Raw genomic sequence first — 23,818 nt, 5'->3', positions numbered from 1 at the left:
TCAAGCTTTACCAAGGAGCTGGGACAATGGTTTGGAACGCAAGGACATTATCTGGGGCAGACGATGGAGTTTCCGGCATGGACCGCCGCTCCTTCCTGCGAACGGCAGGCGCGATCGGCGTTGCCGCGCCGCTCGGCGCGCTTTCGCTCGGCAGCATCGCCGCGCGTGCGGCGGCACCGGCCGTTGTCACGGGCGGTGGCTCGCTGAAGAAGATCAAGTTCGCGTCGAACGCGACCGCGATCTGCCTCGCACCGGGCTATCTCGCCAAGGAGCAGGGCATTTTCGAGAAATACGGGCTCGACGTCGAGATCATCAATTTCGGCGGCTCCACCGAGGCGCTGCTCGAAGCGATCGCGACCGGCAAGGCCGACGGCGGCATCGGCATGGCGCTGCGCTGGCTGAAGGCGCTGGAGCAGGGCTTTGACGTCAAGATCACGGCCGGCACCCATGGCGGCTGCTCGCGCCTCGTCGCGCTGAAATCCGCCGGCATTTCCAACCTCAAGGACCTCAAGGGCAAGGTGATCGGCATTTCCGACCTCGCAAGCCCCGGCAAGAACTTCTTCTCGATCCTGCTCCACAAGGAAGGGCTCGATCCGGTGGCCGATGTCGAATGGCGCCAGTATCCCGGCGAGCTTCTGCAGCTTGCCGCCGACAAGGGCGAGATCGACGCGATCGCCGACGGCGACCCGAAAGCCTATTTCTGGCTGCAGGACCCGAAATACGTCCAGATCGCGTCCAACCTCGACCATGGGTTCGAAAACCGCGTCTGCTGCATCGTCGGCCTGCGCGGCAGCCTCGTCCGTGACGATCAGCCGGCCGCGGCTGCGCTGACCCGCGCGCTTCTGGAAGCCCAGGACTGGGCGGTCGCCAAGCCGCAGGACGCCGCCAAGGCCTTCCTGCCGAATGCGCCCAAGGACAAGTCGATCGAGGATCTCGTCGGCGTGCTGAAGAGCCAGACGCATGACCACAACCCCGTCGGCGCGGACCTCAAGACCGAGATCGCGCTCTATGCTCAGGAACTGCGCGATGTCCAGGTGTTCAAACGCTCGACCGATCCGGAGGAATTCGCCGATCGCGTCTATGCCGACGTCCTGTCCGCATAAGGAGAAGCAGTTATGAGCTCTCTCGATCCAGCGCTCACAGGCGGCGCTGAAACTTCGGTCGGCAAAGGTATCCAGCGCATCGGCTGGAACGCCTCGCTGACCGGCATTCTGGCGGCGCTCGGCTGGACCGGTGCGGCAGCGCTCATCGAATACTGGCCGGAGATCATTCCCCAGCCATACGGGCGGGAGCTGGCGCTGATCTCTCTTGCCGTCGCCGTCGCCACGGCGTTCGTCGCCGTGACCGGCACGCTGCTCGGTCAATTCGCCTCCACCGTCCGTTACTACGGACCGTGGCTGGTGGTTGCCTCGCTCGTCCTCGTTGGCTGGGAGATTCTGACGGCAAAGACGGGCATCCTGCCGGTTCCGTTCTTCTCTTCGCCGCAGAGCATCCTCGAAGTTTACCTCGATGACTACGAACGGCTCGGCATCAGCGTCTGGTATTCGATCCTGCTGCTGGCGAAGGGGTATTTCTTCGGCGCGGTGACGGGTTTCCTGATCGGCACCACGATCGGCTGGTCACGCAGCGCCGCCTATTGGGTGCATCCGGTCCTGCGCCTCATCGGTCCATTGCCGGCCACCGCCTGGCTGCCGCTTGCCTTCTTCATCTTCCCGACCAGCGGTTCGGCGAGCGTTTTCCTGATCGCCCTCGCTACTGCCTTCCCGGTAACGATCCTCACGTGGTCGGGTATCGCCAGCGTCAACCGCGATTATTACGATATCGCCCGCACGCTTGGCGCCAAACCGTCTTTCCTCATCCTGAAAGTGGCGATCCCGGCGGCACTGCCGCATGTCTTCGTCGGCCTTTTCATGGGGTTGGGTACGTCCTTTGCCGTGCTGGTCGTTGCCGAAATGCTCGGCGTCAAGGCTGGTCTCGGCTGGTATCTGCAATGGGCGCAAGGCTGGGCGGCCTACAACAACATGTATGCCGCGTTGCTCGTCATGGCGCTGATGTGCTCAGGCCTCATCACCATGCTCTTCCGCGTTCGCGACTGGACACTCTCCTGGCAGAAAGGTCTCGTCAGATGGTAGCGGCAACCGCGCTGAAACAATCCGAGGCCGAGACCGTCGGCCAGCCGATCGGCGTCCGCAACGTCTCGCATCAGTTCGAGCTCGAAGGCGCGCCGCTGCCGGTGCTGGACAACGTCTCCTTTTCCGTCGAGCCGGGCGAATTCATCGCCCTGCTCGGTCCCTCCGGCTGCGGCAAGTCCACATTGCTGCGTCTCCTCGCCGGCCTCGACCACCCGACCAGGGGCGAACTCAGGGTCGGCGGCGAGGTGGTCGGCGAACCGGACCCGTCGCGCATCCTCGTTTTCCAGGACCCCACGCTGTTTCCCTGGCGGACCGTATGGGACAACGTCGCCCTGGGGCTCGAGGCGCAGGGCATCCTCAAGACCTCGCGCCACCGCGTCGATCGGGCCATCGAACTTGTCGGCCTCACGGGGTTCGACAAGGCCTATCCGCACCAGCTTTCCGGCGGCATGGCGCAGCGCGTGGCGCTTGCCCGGGCGCTCGTCAACGAACCGCGGCTGCTGCTGCTCGACGAGCCACTCGGCAAGCTCGATTCGCTCACGCGTCTTGCCATGCAGACCGAGCTCGTCTCGCTCTGGCAGCGGGCCGGGCTGACGGCGGTGCTCGTCACGCACGATGTCGAGGAGGCGATCTTCCTTGCCCAGCGCGTCATCATCTTCGGGCCGCGCCCGGCGAAGATCGTTGCCGATCTCGATGTCGATCTTCCCTATCCGCGCCATCGCGGCGATCCGCGCCTTGCCGAACTCAGGCAGCAGGCGCTTGGCCATCTCGGGCTTGCAGCGAATTGGTGAACTCATGCGAAAGAACAGAACGATGCGATCCATCTTCCGCGATCTTGCTCTGACCGCCGCTGCAATTTCCTTCGGCGTGCCGGCGAGTGCCCATGTCACCTTCGAGAACAGGGAGGTGAAGCCGGGAACGACGGTGAAATTCATTCTGCGCGTCCCACATGGCTGCGAGGGGGCTGCCACGACCGGCATTCGTATCGCACTGCCGGAAAGCTTCACCGAGGCAAAACCGCAGCCGAAACCCGGATGGACCCTGTCGATCGTCACCGGCAATGTCCAGAACGCAGCCGCCGCACCCGGCCACGGGCATGGCGAGGCAGGTAACATCAAAGAGATCGGCTGGACGGGTGGCAGGCTGGAAGACGCCTATTACGACGAATTCGTCTTTCGTGCCGCCGTTAGCAAGACGGCCAGCGGGAGGATATTCGTGCCTGTCGTGCAGCAATGCGAGAGCGGGACCGATCGGTGGATCGAGATTCCGACCGCGGGCGGTTCTCCCGACGATCTGAAGTATCCTGCGCCGTCGGTTCGTGTCGAGCCGTGAAGCTGACCACGCCTGCGGGTCGCCGTACCTTTTGGGCGGCGGTCTTCTGTATCCTCTATCTCGGGCCGCTCGCCGCTGCCGCCTTTGCCCATGCCAGCCTGATCGCGTCGCAGCCGGCCGCTGCGGCCGTGCTGCCGGAGGCGCCGAAGACGATCACCCTGCAATTCTCGGAGCCGGTGACGCCGCTTGTGGCGCGGCTGATCCATCCGAACGGCAAGACGGAAATCCTGAAGGGTGACGGCGGAAAGGGGCCGGCGGTCACCTATGCGCTTCCGGCCAATCTCGAACAGGGCACGCATATCCTTTCCTGGCGCGTGACCTCTTCCGACGGTCACCCTGTCGGGGGTGGCCAGGTTTTCTCGATCGGAGCACCAAGCGCTGCAGGCGCCTCCCTCAACGGCTCTTCCGATCTTTCCGTCCGCGCAGGATTATGGGCCGCGCGGCTCCTGCTGATGACCGGCGTGATCTTCGGCGCGGGCAGCGTGGCGTTTATCGCTTTCGCCGGCATCGACCTCCGGCCGACGGTCCGTAATGCGGTGTCGGGACTTCTCGTCCTTGCCATTCTGGCAGCACCGGCGCTCATCGGCTTCCAGGGCCTCGATGCGCTCGGCGAGACATTCGCATCATTGAGCCGACCGGATATATGGTCGGCCGGCCTGTGGTCGACGGCCTACGGCCGGGCGACGCTGACGGCTGCGGCCGCGCTGCTCACGGCTCTGGTCGCCCACTATTCCCTTCTGCGACTCAAGCGGTGGCTCGCGGCGATCGCCCTGCTGGCTGCCGGGGTCGCCTTCGCCAGTGCCGGCCACGCCTCCACCGCGCCGCCGCGGTTCCTGACGGCACCGGCGGTCTTCCTTCACGCCCTGTCGGTCATCGCATGGATCGGCGCGCTGATGCCGCTTGCCGATGTGCTCGGCCGCGGCGACGGTGCGGCTGCCGATGCGCTCCGGCGTTTCTCCTCGGCGATCTCCGCCGTCGTTTTCATGCTGGCGGTCAGCGGATTTTTCCTCGCCGCAGTCCAGATCGGTCATGTTTCGGCGCTCTGGACGACCGAGTATGGCGTTGTGCTGCTGACGAAGCTTGCGCTTGTCGCTCTTCTCTTCGCGTTGGCTGCTTTCAATCGCTACCGGTTGACCGAAGGCGCACTTGCGGGTGAGGGGCCAAGCCTGCGGCATCTGAAACGCAGCGTTCTTGCCGAAACGGCGATCGCGCTTGCCATCGTCGGCGTGCTCGGCCTCTGGCGCTTCACCCCGCCGCCGCGGGCGATCGCCGAGAGGGCCCCGTCGGCGCAGACCATCGCGGTCGCGAAGGATGGCTTGACGGCGCGGTTGACCTTGAGACCGGCGCTGGTCGGCCCGGTCACGATCGAGATCGACGATATCCAGCTGGACGGCAAGCCTTTCGAGCCGATGTCCATCAGCCTCGATCTGGAAAAGCCGGCCTATGGCATCGGCCCCTTCACCCATGATGCGGTCAGGGCGGGCGGCGGGCGCTATGTCGTCCAAGGCAATTTTCTGCCGATCGACGGTTTCTGGGTGGTGAGAGCAACGGTGCTCGTCGATGACTTTCGATCGATTATAGCCACCGACCTCTTCAATGTGCGTAAACCGGGCGCTGGTGGAAATCCTTTCTCACCTGAAGCCGCCAATACGCAATAAAATGCCTATTCTATAATTTTTATAGACAATAGTCTGGCAACAGCAAATGTGCCGCTGTTCGCAACCGGCGTTTCGTCAGGAGATTGCTATGCCACGCAAAAGGCAGTTGAAACTCGGCTTCATGCTGCATGGTGTCGGCATGGGATGGGGAGACTGGCGTCATCCGGATGCCGACCCGACGGCAAGCACCAGTTTCACCTATTACAAGCGGCAGGCTCAGATCGCGGAAGCAGCGAAATTTGATTTCCTGTTCGTCGCCGACAGCGTCTTCATCACCGAAAAATCGAGCCCGCATTATCTTAATCGCTTCGAGCCGCTGACGATCCTGTCCGCTCTTGCCGGCGCGACGTCGCATATCGGCCTCGTGGGAACGCTGACGGTGAGCTACAGCGAGCCGTTCAACGTCGCCCGCCAGTTCGCCTCGCTCGACCATATCAGCGGCGGCCGCGCCGGCTGGAACGTGGTTACGTCGTGGCTGGAGGGAAGCGCTTCGAATTTCAGCAAGCAGTCCCATCTCGCCCATGACGTGCGCTACAAGCTTGCCGGCGAGTATCTCGATGTCGTCCAGGGCCTCTGGGATTCCTGGGAGGACGATGCTCTGGTGCATGACAAGGCAAGCGGCGTCTTCTTCGACCCGAGGAAGCTGCATACGCTGAATCACAAGGGTGAGTTCTTCCAGGTGAAGGGGCCGCTCAACATCGCCCGCTCGCCGCAGGGGCAGCCGGTGGTCTTCCAGGCTGGCGCTTCCGAGGACGGCCGCAATTATGCGGCCCAGCGCGCCGATGCGATCTTCGTCCATCACGACAGTCTCGCGGAGGGCAGGGCCTATTATCGCGACATCAAGCAGCGCGCCGCCGGCTTCGGCCGCGATCCGGACGAGCTCTTCATCCTGCCGGGCATCCGTCCGGTGATCGGCTCCACGGAAGAGGAGGTCGAGCGGAAGTACCAGGATTTCGCCAATCTGACGTCGGTCGAGAATGCGCTTTCCATGCTAGGCCGGCCGTTCAACGACTACGATTTCCTCCGGCACGATCTCGATGCGCCGTTCCCGGATGTTTCCGCTCACGGCGCCAATTCGAACCAGAGCCAGTCGAACCGGATCATCGAAGTCGCCCGCAAGGGCAATCTGACGCTGCGCGAGGTGGCGCTCCGCTTCGCCACGCCGCGCACGGATTTCATCGGCACGCCGGAGCAGGTGGCCGATGCCTTCGAACGCTGGCTCGTCGAGCGCGGCTCGGACGGCTTCGTCGTCAACGTCTCGCTGCCGAAGGAGCTGGAAGTGCTGACCGAGACGGTCGTTCCGATCCTGCAGAAGCGCGGCGTTTTCCGGGAAGAATACGAGTCCGAAACCTTCCGCGGCAATCTCGGCATTCCAGTGCCGCGCAACCGCTATGCGGCAAGCGACGTTTCCGTCGCCGCCGAGTGATCCTCCCAAGATACGACCAGCGACCGGAACCGGGGCAACATCCATGACCATTCTTTCAAGACGCGCATTCAATCTTCTCGCCGGCGGTCTCGCGGCTTTCCTCTCCGCTGCTCCGCTATCGGCCTTTGCAGCCGAAGACTTCTCGAACGTGACGCTGCGGATCGGCGACCAGACAGGCGCAGTGCGCGCCAAGCTGGAGGCGGCCGGTCTGCTGAAGGACGTGCCCTACAGGATCGAATGGTCGGTCTATGCGGCGGCCGTCAACCTGCATGAGGCATTGAAGGCCGATGCCGTCGATATAGGCTCGGCGGCCGACAGCCCGACGGTCAGCGCCATTGCCGGCGGCTCGAAGATCAAGGTGGTCGCCGCCTTCTCCAACGGCGGGCGCGGCACGGCGCTGCTCGTCCCCGAAAACAGCCCGATCAGGACGATCGAGGATCTGAGGGGCAAGACGATTTCGCCGACGACGCGCGGCAGCGTCGCGCATTACCTGACGGTCGGCGTCCTGAAGAGGGCCGGTCTCAAGGCGGGCGACGTGAAGCTTGCCTTTCTGACGCCGGCGGACGCCAGCGCGGCATTCCAGACCGGCAGCATCGACGCCTGGGGCACCTGGGGCGTCTATCTCGCCCGCACGGTCGGGACGCAGAAGGCGCGCGTGCTGATCGACGGTCAGGGCATCAATACCGGCAACGGCGTGCTCAGCGCCACCGACAGCGCGCTTGCCGATCCGGGCAAGGTTGCAGCGATCGCCGACTTCGCCGCCCGGATCGAGCGCGGTTACAAATGGTCGCTCGAAAACAAGGACGCCTATATCGACTTCTATGCGGCCTTTTCCAAGCAGGACAGGTCGATCGTCGCCGAGACCTATGACGACGAGGCGGCGTTCAAGCGCGTGCCGCTGGACGATGCCTTCGCCGTTTCGCTGCAGAACGTCTTCGGCACCTGGAAGGAGGCCGGCGTGCTTTCCGGCGATCTCGACCTTTCGAAATACGTCTATCGCGACCTGCCTAGCAATTGATGCACGGGAGTTGATCGATGAACCGCATTGCGACGGTCAGGATAGAATCTGCCGAGAAACTGCACGATGCAGCGCTTGACGGCCGCCGCCAGGCATCATCGCGGGGCGTCGTGCTGAAGCGCATCGAGCCGCTGTCGGCGGCCCGCCGCGGCGTGCCGCGCTGGCTGCGGCGTGCCTTGGGGCCGGTGCTTCTTGTTCTTCTCTGGCACCTGGCCTCCATCACCGGCGTGCTGCCGGAGGAAGTGCTGGCCGGACCTGCCGTGGTGCTCAGCAGTGCGGCGAAGCTCATAGAGACCGGTGAGTTGCAACAGGCGATGTGGGTCTCGCTCGGCCGTGCGCTGGCGGGGCTAGCGATCGGCGGTACTGCCGGTGTTTCACTTGCCGTGCTTTCGGGTCTTTTCCGGCTCGGCGAGGATCTGATCGACGCTACTGTGCAGATGCTGCGAACGGTGCCGAACGTGGCGCTAATCCCGCTGCTGATCATCTGGTTCGGCATCGGTGAGGCGCCGAAGGTGGCGCTGATTGCGCTCGGCACGGCCTTTCCGCTTTATCTCAACGTCTATGCGGGCATCCGCAATGTCGATGCGACACTGATCGAGGCGGGGCGTACGCTCAATCTTTCCCGTCTCGCGATGATCCGTCACATCATCCTGCCCGGCGCGCTGCCCTCCGCGCTGGTTGGATTGCGCTACTCGCTCGGCATCGCATGGCTGGCGCTGGTCTTCGGCGAGCAGATCAACGCGACGGCCGGCATCGGCTATCTCATGGCCAATGCCCGCGAGTTCTTCCAGACCGACGTCATCGTCGTCTGCCTTGCCGTCTACGCCTTCCTCGGCCTTGCGGTCGATTTTATCGTCAGAACGCTCGAAAGGATATTCCTGTCATGGCGACCGGCATTCAGCGGAACCTGACCGCCGTAAGGGCGGTCGCGGCTCCTTCCGTCGTGAAGGTGCGCGGGCTTTCCCGCCGTTTCGGCGAGCGCGAGGTTCTCAAGGACCTCGATCTCGATATCGGCGCCGGCGAGTTCGTCGCGTTGCTCGGCGCGAGCGGCTGTGGCAAGAGCACGCTGCTGCGCATCCTTGCCGATCTCGACCGCGAGATCTCCGGCGAAGTCGAAGTGCCGCTTCGCCGTTCCGTCGCCTTCCAGGCGCCGCGGCTGATGCCGTGGAAAGCCGTCTGGCGCAATGTCGTGCTGGGCCTTCCTGGCTCTCCGGACAGGGAGCGGGCCATTGCCGCGCTCGAGGAGGTCGGCATTGCCCAGCGCGCGGACCAATGGCCGAAGGTGCTCTCCGGCGGCGAGGCGCAGCGCGTATCGCTCGCCCGCGCGCTGGTCCGGGAGCCGCATCTGCTGCTGCTCGACGAACCTTTCGCCGCCCTCGACGCTCTGACCCGTATCAAGGCGCAGGAGCTTGTCGGCGAACTCTGGCAACGGCACGGCTGCGCGGTGCTGCTCGTCACCCATGACGTCGAGGAAGCCCTGCTGCTATCCGACCGCGTGCTGGTCATGAAGGACGGCGTCATCGCCCATGAAGAGCGGATTGCGCTTGAAAGACCGCGCGATGTCGCCGATCCGGAATTTGCCGCGCTTCGCGGCCGGCTGCTCGGCTGGCTCGGCGTGCGCCATGGCCGTCATGAAGAGGTGGCGTAGGGAATAATCAATGTCGGGACACCAGGACGATCTCGTGGATTTGAGTGCAGACGTGCTGGTGGTCGGCGGCGGACTGGCGGGCAACTGGGCGGCGGCCGCAGCGCGGCGCGCCGGCGCCTCCGTCATCCTTGCCGACAAAGGCTATTGCGGTACGAGCGGCGTGACGGCGACGGCTGGCCCCGGCCATTGGTGGATACCGCCCGATCCGGCCGACCTGCGTGAGGCGGCGATTGCAGCCCGCCGCAAGAGCGGCTTCGGCCTGAATGACGCCGAATGGATGGCGCGCACCCTTGCCAGGACCTGGGAAAGCCTGCCGACGCTGGAAGGGCTCTACAAATTCTCGAAGGACGAAAAGGGTGTCACGCAATACCGGGCGCTGCGCGGGCCGGAATACATGCGGGCGCTGCGGCAGCAGAGCGAGAATCTCGGCGTCAAAATCCTCGATCACTGTCCGGCGCTCGAGTTGCTCCAGCGAGGGGACGGCACCATTGGCGGGGCGCAGGGCATCCGCCGGCAGGCCGGCGGCCGCTGGCGGGTGAATGCGGGCGCCGTCATCCTGGCGACCGGCGGCACGTCCTTCCTTTCGCGGCTGCTTGGCTCCCATACGAATACGGGTGACGGTTATCTGATGGCGGCGGAAGCCGGTGCCGATCTTTCCGGCATGGAATTCACCAACTACTATACCGTGGCGGCCAAGGGGTCGACGATGACACGCTCGATGTCCTACGCCTTCGCCACCTACTATGACGAGGACGGGAACGCCATTCCCATTCCGGCCGGCCCCGATACGACCCGGCCACTCGCCGCGGCCCTTTTGAAGGGGCGTGTTTTTTGCGACCTGCACAAGACGCCGGAGGACATCCGCGGCAAGGTTCCGATCATCTCGCCGAATTTCCTGCTGCCATTCCACCGCTGGGGCATCGATCCTTACACGCAGCGCTTCGAAGTGACCTTGCACGGCGAAGGCACGATCCGCGGCATCGGCGGTTTGAGAATCACGGGCGAGAATTGCGAAACTTCCGTGCCGGGCCTCTACGCCGCGGGCGATGCGGCGACGCGCGAGCTGGTGGCAGGGGCGATTTCCGGCGGCGGCAACATCAATTCGGCCTGGGCGGTTTCTTCCGGCCAGTGGGCAGGCGAAGGAGCGGCTCGTTTTGCTGGTTCGGTCCGTTCGCGGTCGCCTGGTCGCCCGATCGGGCAGGCAGGCCTGCGTCCCGACAGCGAACATGCGATCGACCTGCGCGGAGCGCTCGCCGTTGTTCAGGGCGAGATGCTCGCCTACGATCGCAATATCTTCCGCCGCGGCGACCGGCTCGTCCGAACGGCAGCCCTGCTCGATGATCTCTGGACCGCCTTCAGCGGCCATGCCCGCGGAAGCAGCGAAACCGCCCTGCGGACCAGGGAAACGGCGGCGATGCTTGCGACGGCGCGCTGGTCGGCGGCCTCCGCGCTGGCTCGCGACGAGAGCCGCGGCATGCATCAGCGGGAAGACAGGTCGCAGACCGATCCACGCCTTGCCGGCCGCATCGTCTCGGGCGGTCTCGACAGGGTGTGGACGAACCTGGAGTCTTCTCGCCCGATGGAGCTGGCATCGTGATCGAGGTCATCGTCGAAGATCGCTGCGCGAACTGCAACGCCTGCGTTGCCGTTTGTCCCACCAACGTTCTGGATGCCGGCCCCGGCATTCCGGCGATCGCGCGGAAGGATGACTGCCAGACCTGCTTCATGTGCGAACTCTACTGTCCGTATGATGCGATCTATGTCGCGCCCGACTGCGAACGCACCGTCGAAACGGACGTATCCCTCATCGTGCAGTCCGGCTTGCTCGGTGAATTCCGGAGACTCCACGGCTGGGACGAATGGGCCGGCGATCCGCGTTATACCAACGAGCACTGGCAAATGGAGCGGGTATTTCTGCGTGCCCGCGAACTGGCGCAGAAAAGCACGGCCTGACTTCGGCGTTCGCCGATTTACCCTTCCGAGGCCTTGAAGGGCTCGATTCCTATCAAGGCGGTCGGTGTATCCGGGTGTGGAAAGCCTCACGGGCCTACTCCTCTGGAGAGGACGCCCTCTCGAGGACGTCCGCATTTTATATTCCTGGTGGCGGTCAGAGCCTGCCCTCCGCGAGCAGCTCACGGGTACGCTTGAGGATCGACAGCAGCGCGGCTTTGTAGCCCTTGTCGCTGTCGAACTGTGCCTGTTCTGCCTGCTCTTCCGGACCGCCGGGCTGTTTGTCGCGCAAACCGAGATAGCAATAGAAGCTGAGCTGAAGCGCCCGGTCTCGTCTACATAGAGTTCGTTGACGATCGCGCCTTCGCGGGGGCCGGTGGCCTGGAAGAAGGTTACCTTACGCTCGGGTTCCAGCGTGACGATTTCTCGGAGATCGGCGCCGCCGATTGTGGCTTCGCGCACGAAATGGGTGGCGCTCTCCTCGACGACGTCGCAGCGGGTGCAGAGGCCCGGCGGCAGGAAGAGGCGGGCGTCGCGGGCCTTCAGTTCCAGTCCGGCTCACGCCTGCGCGCGGGTCAGCGGCGTTTCGCCCTCGGGGTTCACAGGGACAGTGGCAGTGGAATAGATCATGACGATGTTCCTTCTTGTTGGGGTCGGGTTGCCCGCTGCACTCAGACCGAGGCGGCGAGTTCGGCGGCGAATGCGCGATAGGTGTGTAGCGGACGTCCCAGTAGACGGGTGAGACGCTCGACATCGCCCGCCTCGGGCACCATGCCGTCGCTGACATAGCGCTCGGCCATCAGCCGCATTTCGTAGGCCATCCATTTCGGCATGAAGGTCGCCAGATTCTGCTCGAAAGCGGTGGAATCATCACCGCCATAGACGACGGCGCGACCCAGGACCTCCGACCAGATGGCGGCCAGGTCCGAACCGGTGAGCGTGTCCGGGCCGACCAGGTTGATGGTCTCGATCGGCAGCTTGCCAGGCGCAGAATCGTGACGGACCAGCTCGATTGCCGCCACCTCGGCGATGTCGCGCGCATCAACCATGGCGATACCCTTCCCGCCGATCGGCATCGGATAGACGCCGTGATTGAGGATGACGTCCTTGATCATCAGTTCATTGTCGATGAAGTAGGCCGGACGCAGGATGGTGGCGCTAAAACCCATCTCGTCGATCATCCGCTCGGCACCCGACTTTACGGCGAAGTGGGGCACGTTCACGAACCGCTCGCTATGGATCACCGACAGGTAGACGACCCGCTCGACACCTGACTCGCGGGCAATGTTGAGGGTGATGAGCGCTTGCGTGAATTCGTCGCCCGCCACCGCGTTGAGAAGGAAGAGCGTTCTGATGCCGCTGAAGGCGGCGCGCAGTGCGTCGATGTCGAGCATGTCGCCTTGCACGACGTCCACACCGGCCGGGAAGTTAGCTTTCGAAGGGTCACGGACGAGAACGCGAACGCTGGCATTGCGCTTGAGAAGCTGGCTGACAACGTGGCGGCCGACACGGCCGGTTGCGCCTGTTACAAGGATAGTCATGTGAATTCTCCGGGTTGGTCATTGTTGACAACCCGAATATGATCGGTTCACAGATGGCCCAATAGACGCTTAATCTGGACTCAGCGTCTCGTAGATGGAACACATGGATCTGTCCGCTCTCGCCGATTTCGTTACCGTAGCGCGCCATGGCGGGTTCGGCCGCGCCGCACGCGCGACCGGACGTCCGAAGGCGACGCTCTCGCGCCGCGTGGCTGAACTGGAGGCCAGTCTCGGCCTGCGTCTCTTCGAACGCGGTGCGCGGATGCTGAGGCTGACGGAGGAAGGCCGAGCGCTTTACGAGCGGGCTGGCGCGCTGCTCACGGAACTGGACGAAACGGCGGCAGCCATCGCATCTGGCGGCGACAGGCCACGGGGCCGGTTGCGGATCAGCGCACCATTGCTGTTTTCGCAGACGGCGATGGGCAAGTTGGCTGCGGGATTCGCAATGAAATATCCGGAGGTTCGCCTGGAAATCACGACGGAAGATCGCGCCGTCGATATGGTGGAGGAAGGGTACGATCTGGTGATCCGTGTCAATCCCGACCCGGATGAGAGCCTTGTTGGACGGATCTTCCTACGTGATGGATTGGTGATCGTGGCAAGCCCGAGCGTCGCGCGCCCAGCGGAAGGGGCGGTGATACCAGTCGTCGTCCGCGGCTCGCCGGACCAAGCTAGGACGTGGAGGATGACGACCCCGACCGGGCGATCCGACATTCTCATCGATCCAGTTCTTTGCCTATCCTCGCTGACCACGGTCCGAGACGCCGTCCGGATGGGCATCGGCGCGGCCCGTCTCCCTGTATCGCTGGTCAGCCATGATCTTGCTGCAGGCACGCTGGTGCGTTGGGGGGATGTCGATGGCCCCGAAACTCAGCTCTGGGCTCTTTATCCGTCGCGACGGTTGCTCAGCGCACGCGTGTCTGCCTTCCTCGACTATCTGAAAGTGGCGTTTCCCAAGGGTACGGCGGAAGAGCTGGCGGCTTATGTCGCAAAATAAGCTCTGCTCAAAGCGAAAGTGAAGACATGAGATTTTAGCTATCTTCCCGCGACATCGCGAGTCTGCGGTTCGATTCTCGTTAAGAGCTTTGTGCCTTCATAGCGGTCATTGTGTAGGGGGGCGTTCCCGCGCACCGCCGTCGATCACGCGCGGGCAGATATCCAGCTCGAAAACGAGCCCCTGCCAATCCGAAGCTCCTGCATCCCTTCTCTTCCGGTTCGCACGGGCGATCTGGCGGTAGAGCTTGATCGCGTCTATAGCCGTGAGGTGGTTCGTGGCACGGCCGACATGTGCTTCCAGCAATTCACACCGAAGCGTGGATACATAGTTCGGATCGTAGATAGAAGCATTCATCTCGCTATGACCGAGCAGGGATCGTGCATGTAAGTTGCAAGAACCAATCGTAGCCCAACGATCATCTACGAGCATGAGCTTGCCATGAACATGCACGTCTCCGCGTCCGCCGCGCCCGTTCGGAGACGCAGAGCCAACCAAGGAAAAATTGTCGTGTTCCCGTAATGTCGCGATGGAGGCTGCCAAGTTCTTGCCATACGTTGTCGCAGGCAGTGAAGGATGGAAGCTGCCCTGTCCCGCCGTGTCGACAAGCCGCGATAGGCTGCTTGTCATTGTCTTTTCGTGAGACGGTGAATGGCTCGATTAGTTGGAAGCGTTCTCCCGCAAACCTCCATGGGGAGGGAGATCGACCATCTATTCGTTGTTATGGGATAGATGCGTAGGGCTGACGCCCGTCTGCCTTCTGAACATTGCGATGAATGCGGATGGACTGCTGTAGCCGAGATCATCCGCGATTTCCTGCACCGGCTTGTCATTCTCAAGCATGGAGAGAGAAGCGACCAGCTTCAGCCGCTGCCGCCATTCGTTGAACGATATTCCAAGCGAGCTGTGAAAACGCCGGGAGAGGGTTCTTTCGGTGGCACCAAGACACCGCGCCCATTCAGCCAGGGATCGTCTGTCACTCGGGGTTTCCTGAAGCGCTTCGATGACGGGCCGCAGCAATTCGTCATCCGATACAGGCAGGTAAGTGTCCCTGCGCGGTGCCTGCCGCAGTTGATCGACGAGCACCAGCGCCAGGCGGATATCCGCCTCGGTATTCGGCACCTTGACATTGCGTGCGGCGAAGTCGGCAAGGATGGCCTTGACGAGGGGGCTCATGGCAAGCGTGCATGGCGTCTCCGGCATGTCGGCGCAAAGCGCGCGCTCGATGTAGACCGAGACGAATTGCACGTTCTGCCGGTTATGGCAGCAATGCAGCGCGTCGGCGGGTATCCAGGTGGCGTAATGCGGCGGGCAGAGAAACCGCCGCCCCTCGACCATGGCCTCCATCACGCCTCTCACCGCATAGCCCACCTTGCCCCAGGGCTGGCGGCGCATCTCGAACACGCCGCCCGCGTCATAGCTCTCGGTTCGGAACGACACGGGCGCAGGGCGTTCGCCTTCCCGGATATTATGCTTCATCCTTCATGTCCGATCATCGCAACGGGTTGTCCGGAAAACGCTATATAACGATAATGCGCCATTTGATAGGCCAAGGGCAAATCTCGACGAACCGGAGCGTTCCATATGTCTGTCAAATACTTCCTCTTCTCCCTTCTGGCCGTCTCCATCTGGGCGGGGAACACCATCGTCAGCAAGCTCGCCGCCGGAGCCATTCCGCCCGGCGTGATTGCCTTCGAGCGCTGGTTCCTCGCCTTCGTCCTCGTGACCCCCTTCGTCGCCAAAGACGCCTGGCGGCACCGGAAGACCATCGGCAAATATCTGCCGAAACTCGCCATTCTCGGGCTGCTCGGCATGGCCGTGTGCCAAGGTCTTGGCTATTATGCGGCGAGCTTCACCTCCGCCACCAACATGGCGATCCTGCTCTCGCTGGTGCCGCTCCTGACTCTCATGCTGAGCGCGCTTTTCCTTAGCGAGACGCCGTCATCCCTCGCCCTGCTGGGCGGCATTCTCTCGCTTTGCGGTATTTTCGTCGTGCTGGGCAAAGGCGACCTGTCGCTGCTTCTCTCGCAAGGGGTCGGCCGCGGCGACGCCATCATGCTGATCGCGGTTCTTGCCTATGCCGGCTATGGCATTCTGCTCAAGAAATGGTCCATCCCGCTTGCCGTCTGGACCTCGCTCTATGTGCAGATGGGCGCTGCCGTTGTACTGCTGCTGCCCGGCTATCTCATAGAAGGCGCGGCGAGCTTCACGCCGGCCAATGCGACCATGATCCTCTACACCGCCATTCCCGGCTCAATCATCGCGCCCTTCGTCTGGATGTCGGCCGTGAAGCATCTGGGTGCCGGGCGCACGGCGATCTTCATGAACCTCATCCCTGTCATCACGGCGGTGGTCGCCGCGCTGTTTCTGGATGAGACGCTGCATGTCTATCACCTCATCGGCGGCGGCATGACGATTGCGGGGATCTTTCTTGTTCAGAGAAAACCAAGCCTAAAGAGGCGGGCAGTTGCAGCCCGAGTGAAAAGAATTGATTGATGGATGAGTCAATGCGATCCGCCTCTCCCATTTGCCGCCGGATAGCCACCGATGCCCGCGCGCATGAAGAGGTTCGCGTAGGTCCGCTCGTCCCAGATCTTCAATGGCCGATATAATTCACCCGGAAAGACGCTGACACCGGTCGGCATATCGAGCTTTGGTAGAGAAAAGTCCCTGTTGACCGCGCCATCGGCCCACAGCCTACTGTCTCCCGAAACGGCTGCTGCGGTGAAAGGCGGGCTGAACTCGAAGCTTCACACCGTTTGCGGAGCCTAGGTCCGACTTGATTGCCCAGGAGAGGTTTGTGGTCTTGGCTTGCGGGTTCCCGGCCCTCCCCGCGAAAGCGCTACCTGAGCGGCGGCTGAGATCAGCAAAGCCGCAATAGGCTCCCCCGGCGACAGGCCGCTTCGGTAAGGGCGTCCTCACATTCCGCGTGCCCTGCCTCTTTCGAACAGAACCGGGCTATGATCTTTATGTCACCGGACCGATCAACCGGCCAAAAGAGGCCATAGCGCCGCTCATCGGCGTTGTAGAGACCGACTAGTCCCCTACACATTTACCATGAACCGGCTGTTCACCCGCGCCGATCATCGGGTGCACTTCGAAGCGGACGATGGGAAAGGCGAGCGAAGCCCGCAGCAAAGGATAGAGAGCGTGTTCCTCGCCACCGAGCTGTCAGGGACGAAGGAACGCTATTCCGGGAAAAGCAATGTAATGCCTGCCCTAATACCCCATTCCGGTCCGCCCTCCGGGGTATCTGCATAGTACCTGACACCTATTTGAAAGCTGACTGGTTGCTTACCGATATGGGTCACCTGCGAGAAGGATAGATTGATCGGAACGGTCCACTGGTCGGCTTCCCAGTCGTAAGTGGATTCGGTGTTGAGCGAGATGCTCCTGCCGTTACCGAGATTGTAGGAGACGAAAGGCTGCAGGAATGTCGCATTGACGTCTTCGCGGTCGCCTTCTCCGGCCACCGACCAGATGTGGTTACCGAGGGCGCCGATTGTCCAGGAGTCGCGTTGCGTCAGCACGACGGCGGTAGGACCCAGGCCAAATTTCCCTGTGCCGAGGTTGTCATCCGTTGCAGTAGGAATGAGAAACACCGGTCCCACGCCCCATGTCAGTCCACCAGGGCCGGGCGCTTTTGGCGAGAAGAAGAAGCTCTGCGTGATGTCGCCGATCCCGAATACCGTTTCACCCGGAAAATAGTCGCGATAGCCGATCGGCAGAATCGTCCGGGAAATGACCAGCCAGTCGTCGTTGAGGGAAATCGGGATGACGGGCTGGATGTTCAGCGTGTATGAAAAGCCATCGTCTTCTGCACCGGCTCCGAAGTCGAAATTGCTCTGGAAGGGAACGCTGATCAGGTTGGAGACGGGGTTCGACAGCTTCTTGGAGAGATCGTCGACATCATGCTCCTGAGCGCCGGCGACCGTGGCAGAGCAAGCGAGAAGCAGAAGAGAGACGCTTTTCGAAAGGCCCATTGTTCCATATCCCTCATTTCAAGATTGCTTGCTGCGATCTCGCGGCAGGCAAGAGAAAGGGTCAGCCAGGTATTCCATCCTTCGGCGCGGTTCCCGGCGCCGATTCACAATGGCCCTTGAGGTTCGGATAACCGTCGACCTTGTCATTGACGTTGAACTTGTAGCTGATCTGGGGACCGCTTCCGAAAACGCGCGATTTGAAATCGCCAAGCCTCGCTCCATCCCCACTAGACGGCAACGGAAACGCATTGGTGTAGACGAATCGAATATGCCGGCATGTTCTATCCCCCTTGGAAGACTGCTCTCGGTTCCGATAGCGGGGGAGGTTAGAAGGCAACCCACGTAAAATGAAAGTTAATTACAGTAAATTGTTAACGTTTCTTATTAGGCGGTGACGTTGCTCGGGCAGTCCAAAGCCCAAGCGAGGAATAGACGCGGGCTTATGACCCGGTTCAATATTGCCACGAGACTTTTCGAGGCAGATCCATCCCTTCCGTTCCGCTCCTATCAATGAAGAAGCATATCTTGCGGTCTTCCTCAGCAAAGGGAAGGTGGGGCGTTCGTGACGCTCACCATGAATTGCTCAGGGCGCATCCTGAACTTCGCAAGGCGGTTCCCGCAAGGGGTACGTTTCAAGGCGATTTGGGAGAGAGCGCAACGTAAATTACCGTTGCGTACTTACTTTGGAAGATGGCTCATGCTGCCATTGTCCGGTCAGCAGACTGACGTCCATTGAACCTATTCATCGATAACGGAGAGAACAATGAAAAAGTCAGCGTCCATCGCTCTTGCGGCGATGATTTTCTCTGGTTGCTTGGGCAGCGCATATGCGCAGACGACCGGCGCCATTTCCGACAAGAATGTGAGCGTGATCTATCTGGCCGAGGCAGACAAGGGCAGCGAGGGCGTTCATTCGGTTCCCACGATCACTCATCAGAAGATACTCCAGGCGCAAGAGGAGTTGAGAGCCGACAATGCATTAAGATCGTTCCTGCAGCAGAAGAGGGTCGAACTGAACAACGTCATCATCATCGAGAAGGCCGCGAACGGCGACAGGATCGTGTACGTTCGGTAGATTTATGGTTTGCCGGGGCACCCATCAGGTTAGAAATCTGATGGGTGCCGGACAGTCTCTCTGCTGCGGGCCTGCATGTTAGTGCGTGCGGGCCCTGATCATTTTGTGATGTAGCGAATTGGAAGGCAGATCCACACGGTGGCCAATCTGATGGTGGTAATGCCTAAGAGCAAATCTGAAGCTGAGATACATTGCATCGATGGGCATTCTGTAACTGTTGCGTACTTCCCCCGACGCGGCCGGAAGGTAAGTTTGTTTTCGGTGAACACCCAGGAGGCCGCCGGTGATGCCCGGGCGAAACAACAGCGGAGAAGCATCAGGCGAGGCCGGGCAGCGTGGATTGCTGAAGCTGATGCTGAGACTGCCAACCGTCCGGGGCAGGCTGCAGATCCTCGCAGCGCGATCGTCCTCCCTTGCCGAACTTTGCGAAGCATACGAGGAGGCCTGCGCGATGCTCGACAAGCTCGAAGCCGACCAATCCAATTCCGACACGGCCCTGATCGGGGAATACCGGACGATCTGTATCGATATCGAAGCGGACGTCATCCAATACTGTCTCGATCATCGACATCATGTGCCGGATTAGCACGCAAACCGGGAGCGCCCTTAGGAAGATCGTTAGCATTACATTTATCGGCAGTGCGAAAGCCGTTGGCGTGTCGTTTACCTGTGGTGGGCGTCGTTCTATATGTACCAACATCCAATTGTAGGCGGTGCAGCGATGAACGCTGGTGAAGACAGCAAATGGATAGCGGAAGTATCGGAGGCGGAGGCCAGAAAAGAGCTCGACAGGCTCCTGTCGGATCCGCGGTTTCATGCGACCGAGCGGGCAAAGAACCTCTTGCGATATATCGCGGCGCGGTATTTCGAAGGGGACACGGAAGGGGTGAAGGCCTACGCCATCGCGCTCGACGTTCTCGGACGGCCGCCCCGCTTCGATCCGAATTCGGATCCGATCGTCCGGATTGAAGTGAGCAGGCTGAGGTCGGCGCTCAGCACTTACTACGAGGCTTATGGTGACGAACTCGATATCGGCATCCATCTGCCGATCGGACACTATCTGACGGTGTTCACCCGCTCCGTCGTCATTGCCAGGCCGACCGAAGAGGAGATGGCCGAGGCGGACCGCTTTGTCGATCAGGCAGCCACGGAGAGCAGGCTGCCGCTGCTGCGGCGCCTGGGGCGATATGGCACCTACAGATCGTCGATGGCCGTCCTGGTCCTGGCTGCTCTCGCGGCAGGCTGGGCCTGGACGTCCAACCGCCCCACCTTGTCCGAAAGGCCTGCCGTGACACTGACGATCTCCGCAGCTGACGAGGATTATAGCCATGAGGCGGAGGTTGTGGGTAACTACCTCGTAAGTGCCATGTCGCAGTTCAGAACGCTGGACATCTCGGCCGAAAAGGCAATCCCGACGGCATCGGTGACCCGAGCGCTGCGACCGCCAAGGCGGAATTCCTACGACATAGAGCTTAAGTACTACGCAGACGAGGATGACCGAAGCGTCTGGTGGCAGGTGGTGGACTCCCGGACAGGGAGTATTCTCAAGTCGGGCGTCGAAAGGACTGCGGCAGACGGACGGAGCGCTGCGGCAGCCCGGGACGAAGTGGTATCCGTCCTTGCCAAGCGTTTCGCCACCACGAGGGGTGTCATCAACAATCTCGAGACGCATAGCGATCGCGCCATGCGATCACTGGGGAATACCTGCGTCCTGCGGGCAGAGTACGAGTTGGACGAGGGGACCCAGGAAGATATCATGCGGGCTGGGCAATGCCTGGAGCGCACGATCCAAATCCGGCCAAACGACTCCGATGCCGCCGCCGCCTTGGCGCGCGTGCTTGCGGTGTCCCTGGGCGGCGATCTGGACAGTCCCGCCGGAGCCCGCGCTTTGTCTCTTGCAAATACGGCGGTGTCGGTCGCCCCATCCTCAGACCGGGCATACCTGGCTCTCATGACGGTTCAATTCTATCGGGGAAACACCGAGGCTGCGATCGAAGCCGGCAATCGGGCCCTGCGCCTCAACCCCAACAATCCCGAGGTTCTCGCCAAACTGGCTGCCGTACTTTTTTCCTCCGGCTACAGGAACGCGGCCGTCTCCCTGGCGGAGGATGCCGGCAGGAATATCGAGGCGGTGCCCCGGGATGCTCGTCTCGTTCTGGCGTTGGACGCCTATAGCAGGGGGGATTTCTCCAATGCGTCTCTTCTCGCGGAGCAGATGCCGTGCGGTGATTTCCTCGTCAGGGCACTGAGAGCGGCCGCACTGGGTGAGATAGGTTCTGCCGCCGCCGGAGAACGACTGGCTCTGCTGAGGGAAGCGCTTCCGGACTTTCAACATTCCTTTGCCTCCCGGATGCAGCAGCGCCGCTACAGACCGGAGCTGATTGCCTCCATTCAGGACGGGCTTCAAAAGGCCATGACCATCGCAGCGCCCGCAGGAGCCACGAATTGATCGCCGGCTAGACCTTCCGCGGCGACGGGACGGCGCAGGGGGAGAGATGAACACAACGTCCGCAATTCTCCAAGCCGATCCGGTCAGGAACGGCAGGGGTTTCGTTCCGGCCCTCACTGCCACCTATGAATTTTCGCCCAGTCCCTTTTCATGTCGACGATGAGCCAGTTGCGCCGTTCGGCTTCATTCAGAGCTTTGTCCAGCCGGCCAAATTCCGATTTTCTATCATAGGCGTATTCACGCTCGGCGTCGGTGTGGTGGACAAGCATCGCGAAACCAGGCCCCTTGGCTGCAGTTACCCAGCGCATCATCTCGTAGTCCCCATCCGAGTTGCCGGCCACGAAGACAGGCCTGCGACCGATAAACTTGTTGATGCCGGAAGGTTTTCCCGGACCGTCGTTGATGAAATCGATCTTTGGCAGCCGCCTGAGCACAGGTACGTCGCCCACGAGAGCGTAATCGGTGAGAATGGTGCTGCCGATCACCTGCTCGGGCGGAATACCGTAGGCTTTCTCCGTTATCGGCCGCATGAACTCTACGCCGCCACCGGATACGATGTAGGTCTTGAATCCATTTGCCCGCAGGTAGTCCAGGAGCTCCCGCATCGGCTGATACGTCATCTCGTCGAAGCGCCGGCTCGTCTTCGGGTGTCGAGCTTTTTCGAACCAATCAGTGACGATGGCGTTGAATTGATCGGTCGTCATGCCCGCGTGTGTTTCCATTGCGAGTTCGACGATACCTTTCTCGCCATCCTTCGCTATGTTTCTCAGATCTCCTTCGAGAATGCTCTTGAAAGGTTCCCTGGTGCTCCAGTCGGGATGCTGGGGCGCGAGCGTGGTCACTCTGTCGAGCATGAAGGCGAGCTGAAAGTAGTATGGCTGCTCTGTCCAGAGGGTGCCGTCATTGTCAAAGACAGCGATACGGTTCTCCGGGGGGACATATCCTTCGCTGCCCTCGGCGAGGGTGGCCGTCACAAACTCCATGATCCGGGTCTTTGCTGGCGTATCGTTCCATGAGGGAAGGGGCTCCTGCGCCTGTGCGGGCAGGATGCCGGTGGCCAGAGCGATGGCTGCGAATAGCGCGTAGAGAACAAGACTGATATCCCGGAACGCTTTTATCATAATCGTCTCCTGTGTGATCTTTCCCTTCGTTGAAGGCTGGAAGAAGGTCAGTTCCTCACGGCGCGTAGATTGGGACGTTTGGCCACTATCCAGAGCCGGTAGAACGGATATCCAGGAGATGAAGCATCACTGTGCGTTGGGACACGCGGAAGTACGTTACGGTAACGAGGACATGTAAAAAGCGAGAAAGGACTGATCCATCTCGCTCAGGGTCTGTCACGTTGCCATGCCGCCCTCGGCGGCAGATCAGCTTTTCCTTCCGGTCGAGCAAGGCTCGCCGAAATAGAAAACTGTCCGATCAGGCCGGAGACTCAGGATTTCGGGGTGTTTGTCAGCAGCACTGTAAATGCCAAGGCATTTACTGTTGCGTACCGGGAAACAGCGGGAGGCGATCTTACGATCAGGCCGGCGCGCGCCGATTCAGATGGCACCGTCGAATAAAACATGATAATAAAACTCATGTTTGTTCTGGACTGCAGTCGTATTCATGCTGGAAAACATAGACGATCGGCTCTTCGCCGACATAGCAAGCAGATGGGGTTACAGCGGGTCGGTCTCTTCCGGCGAAGAGGATGGAGAAGACGTTGCTTTCCAGGGCATCGTCCGGGACAGACGTCTGCCGAGCGGCCTGCAAATTTGCACGTCCGACATGCTTTCCTTGCGGGAGAGCAGGCGCACAGGCACTCTTGGGCGCTCCCTCATGCTCATTTTCTCGGTGTTCGGCGATCGGATGAGGTATGTCCTCGACAATGGCCAGGAGGTCGGGATCGAGCCGGGGACAGTCGCATTGCTCTCCGCTGGCGAAGCCCTGACAATGGTGACCGAGGCACAGGGAGGAGAGCGGAACGGTCTGCTTGTCATCCAGGCTCAGGCTTCCGCGCTCGCCGATCCCGACCTGGCCGACGAGATAGACCGCCGGACGCGGTCGAGCAATGTGGCGACCCTCATTGCCGGCCAGCGAACGATGGATCTCGCCAGACGGCTTTTCCGGCAGCCCTTCAATCCTTTGACGGATAAGCTCGTTGCAGAAAGCTGCGCGCTGGAGCTACTCGCGCATGTCGTGGACAACGATGGCGAACGGGGCGGAGCCGTTTTCGGCGGGGACCGCGCGCGGATCATGCGCGTGTGCGAATATCTGGAGGCGCATCTCGAAAAGGAGCATCATTTGCCTGTTCTCGCGCGCGAAGCAGGCATGAGTTTATCCTCCTTCAAGACGAAATTCCAAGCCGTTACCGGGAAAACGGTATTCGGCTTCCTCACCGAAAAGAGATTGGAACGCGCCCTGCGCGGCATGGAGCAGGAAGGTTGGAGCGTTGCCCAGGCAGCCTGGTATACGGGCTATCGTCATCCCACCAATTTTTCGTCGGCTTTTCGCCGTCACTTCGGATTCAGTCCTCGGGACACGAAGCGCCAATGATGCTGCGCGCGCAGGCAAGCGGCAGCGGATGGCCGCTGGCTTCTGACATCGCTCATTTGGCCTTGCGCATAGCT

At 61.6% G+C, this 23,818-nt stretch carries 23 protein-coding genes and 1 pseudogene; 18 read left to right on the top strand and 6 right to left on the bottom strand.

Annotation, left to right across the window (positions count from 1 at the left end):
* The first annotated feature begins 77 nt into the window (after positions 1–77).
* The 11 genes from ACMGE0_RS22580 to ACMGE0_RS22530 all read left to right on the top strand — a co-directional run bounded on the left by ACMGE0_RS22580 (position 78) and on the right by ACMGE0_RS22530 (position 11,167).
* Positions 78–1,103: an ABC transporter substrate-binding protein gene (locus ACMGE0_RS22580; RefSeq protein ID WP_436818140.1), complete on the top strand. Its 1,026-nt coding sequence runs from the start codon at positions 78–80 to the stop codon at positions 1,101–1,103.
* Between the two features lie 12 nt (positions 1,104–1,115).
* Positions 1,116–2,132 (top strand): ABC transporter permease, encoded by a 1,017-nt coding sequence (locus ACMGE0_RS22575; protein ID WP_436818139.1) that lies wholly within the window; start codon positions 1,116–1,118, stop codon positions 2,130–2,132.
* Positions 2,126–2,923: an ABC transporter ATP-binding protein gene (locus ACMGE0_RS22570; protein WP_436818138.1), complete on the top strand. Its 798-nt coding sequence runs from the start codon at positions 2,126–2,128 to the stop codon at positions 2,921–2,923. The genes ACMGE0_RS22575 and ACMGE0_RS22570 overlap by 7 nt, the downstream gene beginning before the upstream one ends.
* Before the next feature lie 22 nt (positions 2,924–2,945).
* Complete coding sequence (locus ACMGE0_RS22565; protein WP_436818137.1) at positions 2,946–3,464, top strand: YcnI family copper-binding membrane protein; 519 nt, start codon at positions 2,946–2,948, stop codon at positions 3,462–3,464.
* Positions 3,461–5,122, top strand: coding sequence for a copper resistance CopC/CopD family protein (locus tag ACMGE0_RS22560; protein ID WP_436818136.1), 1,662 nt, complete (start codon positions 3,461–3,463; stop codon positions 5,120–5,122). Before ACMGE0_RS22565 ends, ACMGE0_RS22560 begins: the two co-directional genes overlap by 4 nt.
* Before the next feature lie 88 nt (positions 5,123–5,210).
* Positions 5,211–6,548, top strand: coding sequence for an LLM class flavin-dependent oxidoreductase (locus tag ACMGE0_RS22555; protein WP_436818135.1), 1,338 nt, complete (start codon positions 5,211–5,213; stop codon positions 6,546–6,548).
* Positions 6,549–6,591: 43 nt separating this feature from the next.
* Positions 6,592–7,566: an ABC transporter substrate-binding protein gene (locus ACMGE0_RS22550; protein ID WP_436818134.1), complete on the top strand. Its 975-nt coding sequence runs from the start codon at positions 6,592–6,594 to the stop codon at positions 7,564–7,566.
* A 17-nt stretch (positions 7,567–7,583) separates the two neighbouring features.
* Positions 7,584–8,477, top strand: coding sequence for an ABC transporter permease subunit (locus ACMGE0_RS22545; protein WP_436818133.1), 894 nt, complete (start codon positions 7,584–7,586; stop codon positions 8,475–8,477).
* Entirely contained in the window at positions 8,450–9,214 is a 765-nt protein-coding gene (locus ACMGE0_RS22540) for an ABC transporter ATP-binding protein (RefSeq protein WP_436818132.1), read from the top strand. The genes ACMGE0_RS22545 and ACMGE0_RS22540 overlap by 28 nt, the downstream gene beginning before the upstream one ends.
* A 10-nt stretch (positions 9,215–9,224) precedes the next feature.
* A complete protein-coding gene (locus tag ACMGE0_RS22535) occupies positions 9,225–10,811 on the top strand; it encodes an FAD-dependent oxidoreductase (protein WP_436818131.1) in 1,587 nt (528 codons plus the stop codon).
* A complete protein-coding gene (locus ACMGE0_RS22530) occupies positions 10,808–11,167 on the top strand; it encodes a 4Fe-4S binding protein (protein ID WP_436818130.1) in 360 nt (119 codons plus the stop codon). The genes ACMGE0_RS22535 and ACMGE0_RS22530 overlap by 4 nt, the downstream gene beginning before the upstream one ends.
* 154 nt (positions 11,168–11,321) lie before the next feature.
* Here ACMGE0_RS22530 and ACMGE0_RS22525 read toward each other — a convergent pair.
* Positions 11,322–11,794 (bottom strand): annotated as a pseudogene (locus ACMGE0_RS22525) (AtaL-like protein).
* Between the two features lie 41 nt (positions 11,795–11,835).
* Positions 11,836–12,705, bottom strand: coding sequence for an SDR family oxidoreductase (locus ACMGE0_RS22520; protein ID WP_436818129.1), 870 nt, complete (start codon positions 12,703–12,705; stop codon positions 11,836–11,838).
* Between the two features lie 103 nt (positions 12,706–12,808).
* Here ACMGE0_RS22520 and ACMGE0_RS22515 point away from each other — a divergent pair, with 103 nt between their 5' ends.
* The gene (locus tag ACMGE0_RS22515; protein WP_436818128.1) at positions 12,809–13,702 is read left to right on the top strand and encodes a LysR family transcriptional regulator; all 894 of its coding nucleotides are present in this window, start codon (positions 12,809–12,811) and stop codon (positions 13,700–13,702) included.
* A 105-nt stretch (positions 13,703–13,807) separates the two neighbouring features.
* Here ACMGE0_RS22515 and ACMGE0_RS22510 read toward each other — a convergent pair whose 3' ends face one another.
* Both ACMGE0_RS22510 and ACMGE0_RS22505 read right to left on the bottom strand, forming a co-directional pair.
* Entirely contained in the window at positions 13,808–14,329 is a 522-nt protein-coding gene (locus ACMGE0_RS22510) for a phospholipase D-like domain-containing protein (RefSeq protein WP_436818127.1), read from the bottom strand.
* 81 nt (positions 14,330–14,410) lie between these two features.
* On the bottom strand, positions 14,411–15,178 hold the full coding sequence (locus ACMGE0_RS22505; RefSeq protein WP_436818126.1) for an AraC family transcriptional regulator: 768 nt from the start codon (positions 15,176–15,178) through the stop codon (positions 14,411–14,413).
* A 105-nt stretch (positions 15,179–15,283) separates the two neighbouring features.
* Between ACMGE0_RS22505 and ACMGE0_RS22500 the strand changes: the two genes are divergently transcribed.
* Complete coding sequence (locus ACMGE0_RS22500) at positions 15,284–16,195, top strand: DMT family transporter (RefSeq protein WP_436818125.1); 912 nt, start codon at positions 15,284–15,286, stop codon at positions 16,193–16,195.
* A 433-nt stretch (positions 16,196–16,628) separates the two neighbouring features.
* On the top strand, positions 16,629–16,739 hold the full coding sequence (locus tag ACMGE0_RS22495; RefSeq protein WP_436818124.1) for a DUF6065 family protein: 111 nt from the start codon (positions 16,629–16,631) through the stop codon (positions 16,737–16,739).
* A gap of 148 nt (positions 16,740–16,887) precedes the next feature.
* Here the strand turns inward: ACMGE0_RS22495 and ACMGE0_RS22490 are convergent, their stop codons facing one another.
* On the bottom strand, positions 16,888–17,682 hold the full coding sequence (locus ACMGE0_RS22490; RefSeq protein WP_436818123.1) for a transporter: 795 nt from the start codon (positions 17,680–17,682) through the stop codon (positions 16,888–16,890).
* Between the two features lie 763 nt (positions 17,683–18,445).
* Between ACMGE0_RS22490 and ACMGE0_RS22485 the strand changes: the two genes are divergently transcribed.
* From ACMGE0_RS22485 to ACMGE0_RS22475, 3 genes are all read left to right on the top strand, one after another.
* Positions 18,446–18,757, top strand: coding sequence for a hypothetical protein (locus ACMGE0_RS22485; RefSeq protein WP_436818122.1), 312 nt, complete (start codon positions 18,446–18,448; stop codon positions 18,755–18,757).
* Positions 18,758–19,043: 286 nt separating this feature from the next.
* Positions 19,044–19,343, top strand: coding sequence for a hypothetical protein (locus ACMGE0_RS22480; protein ID WP_436818121.1), 300 nt, complete (start codon positions 19,044–19,046; stop codon positions 19,341–19,343).
* A gap of 135 nt (positions 19,344–19,478) precedes the next feature.
* Positions 19,479–21,206, top strand: coding sequence for a tetratricopeptide repeat protein (locus ACMGE0_RS22475; RefSeq protein ID WP_436818120.1), 1,728 nt, complete (start codon positions 19,479–19,481; stop codon positions 21,204–21,206).
* 113 nt (positions 21,207–21,319) lie between these two features.
* Here the strand turns inward: ACMGE0_RS22475 and ACMGE0_RS22470 are convergent, their stop codons facing one another.
* The gene (locus ACMGE0_RS22470) at positions 21,320–22,327 is read right to left on the bottom strand and encodes an HAD family hydrolase (protein WP_436818119.1); all 1,008 of its coding nucleotides are present in this window, start codon (positions 22,325–22,327) and stop codon (positions 21,320–21,322) included.
* A 487-nt stretch (positions 22,328–22,814) separates the two neighbouring features.
* On the opposite strand from ACMGE0_RS22470, the gene ACMGE0_RS33720 reads away from it, so the two are divergent.
* Positions 22,815–23,744 carry a helix-turn-helix transcriptional regulator gene (locus tag ACMGE0_RS33720; RefSeq protein ID WP_495885023.1) on the top strand — a complete coding sequence of 310 codons (930 nt, stop codon included), beginning with the start codon at positions 22,815–22,817 and terminating at the stop codon, positions 23,742–23,744.
* Positions 23,745–23,818 lie beyond the last annotated feature (74 nt).

Origin of the sequence: Neorhizobium descurainiae (assembly GCF_051400715.1) — a bacterium.
Taxonomy (GTDB): Bacteria; Pseudomonadota; Alphaproteobacteria; order Rhizobiales; family Rhizobiaceae; genus Neorhizobium.
Note: the sequence above shows the minus strand (reverse complement) of the source record. Positions and strands in the feature narration are given on the sequence as shown.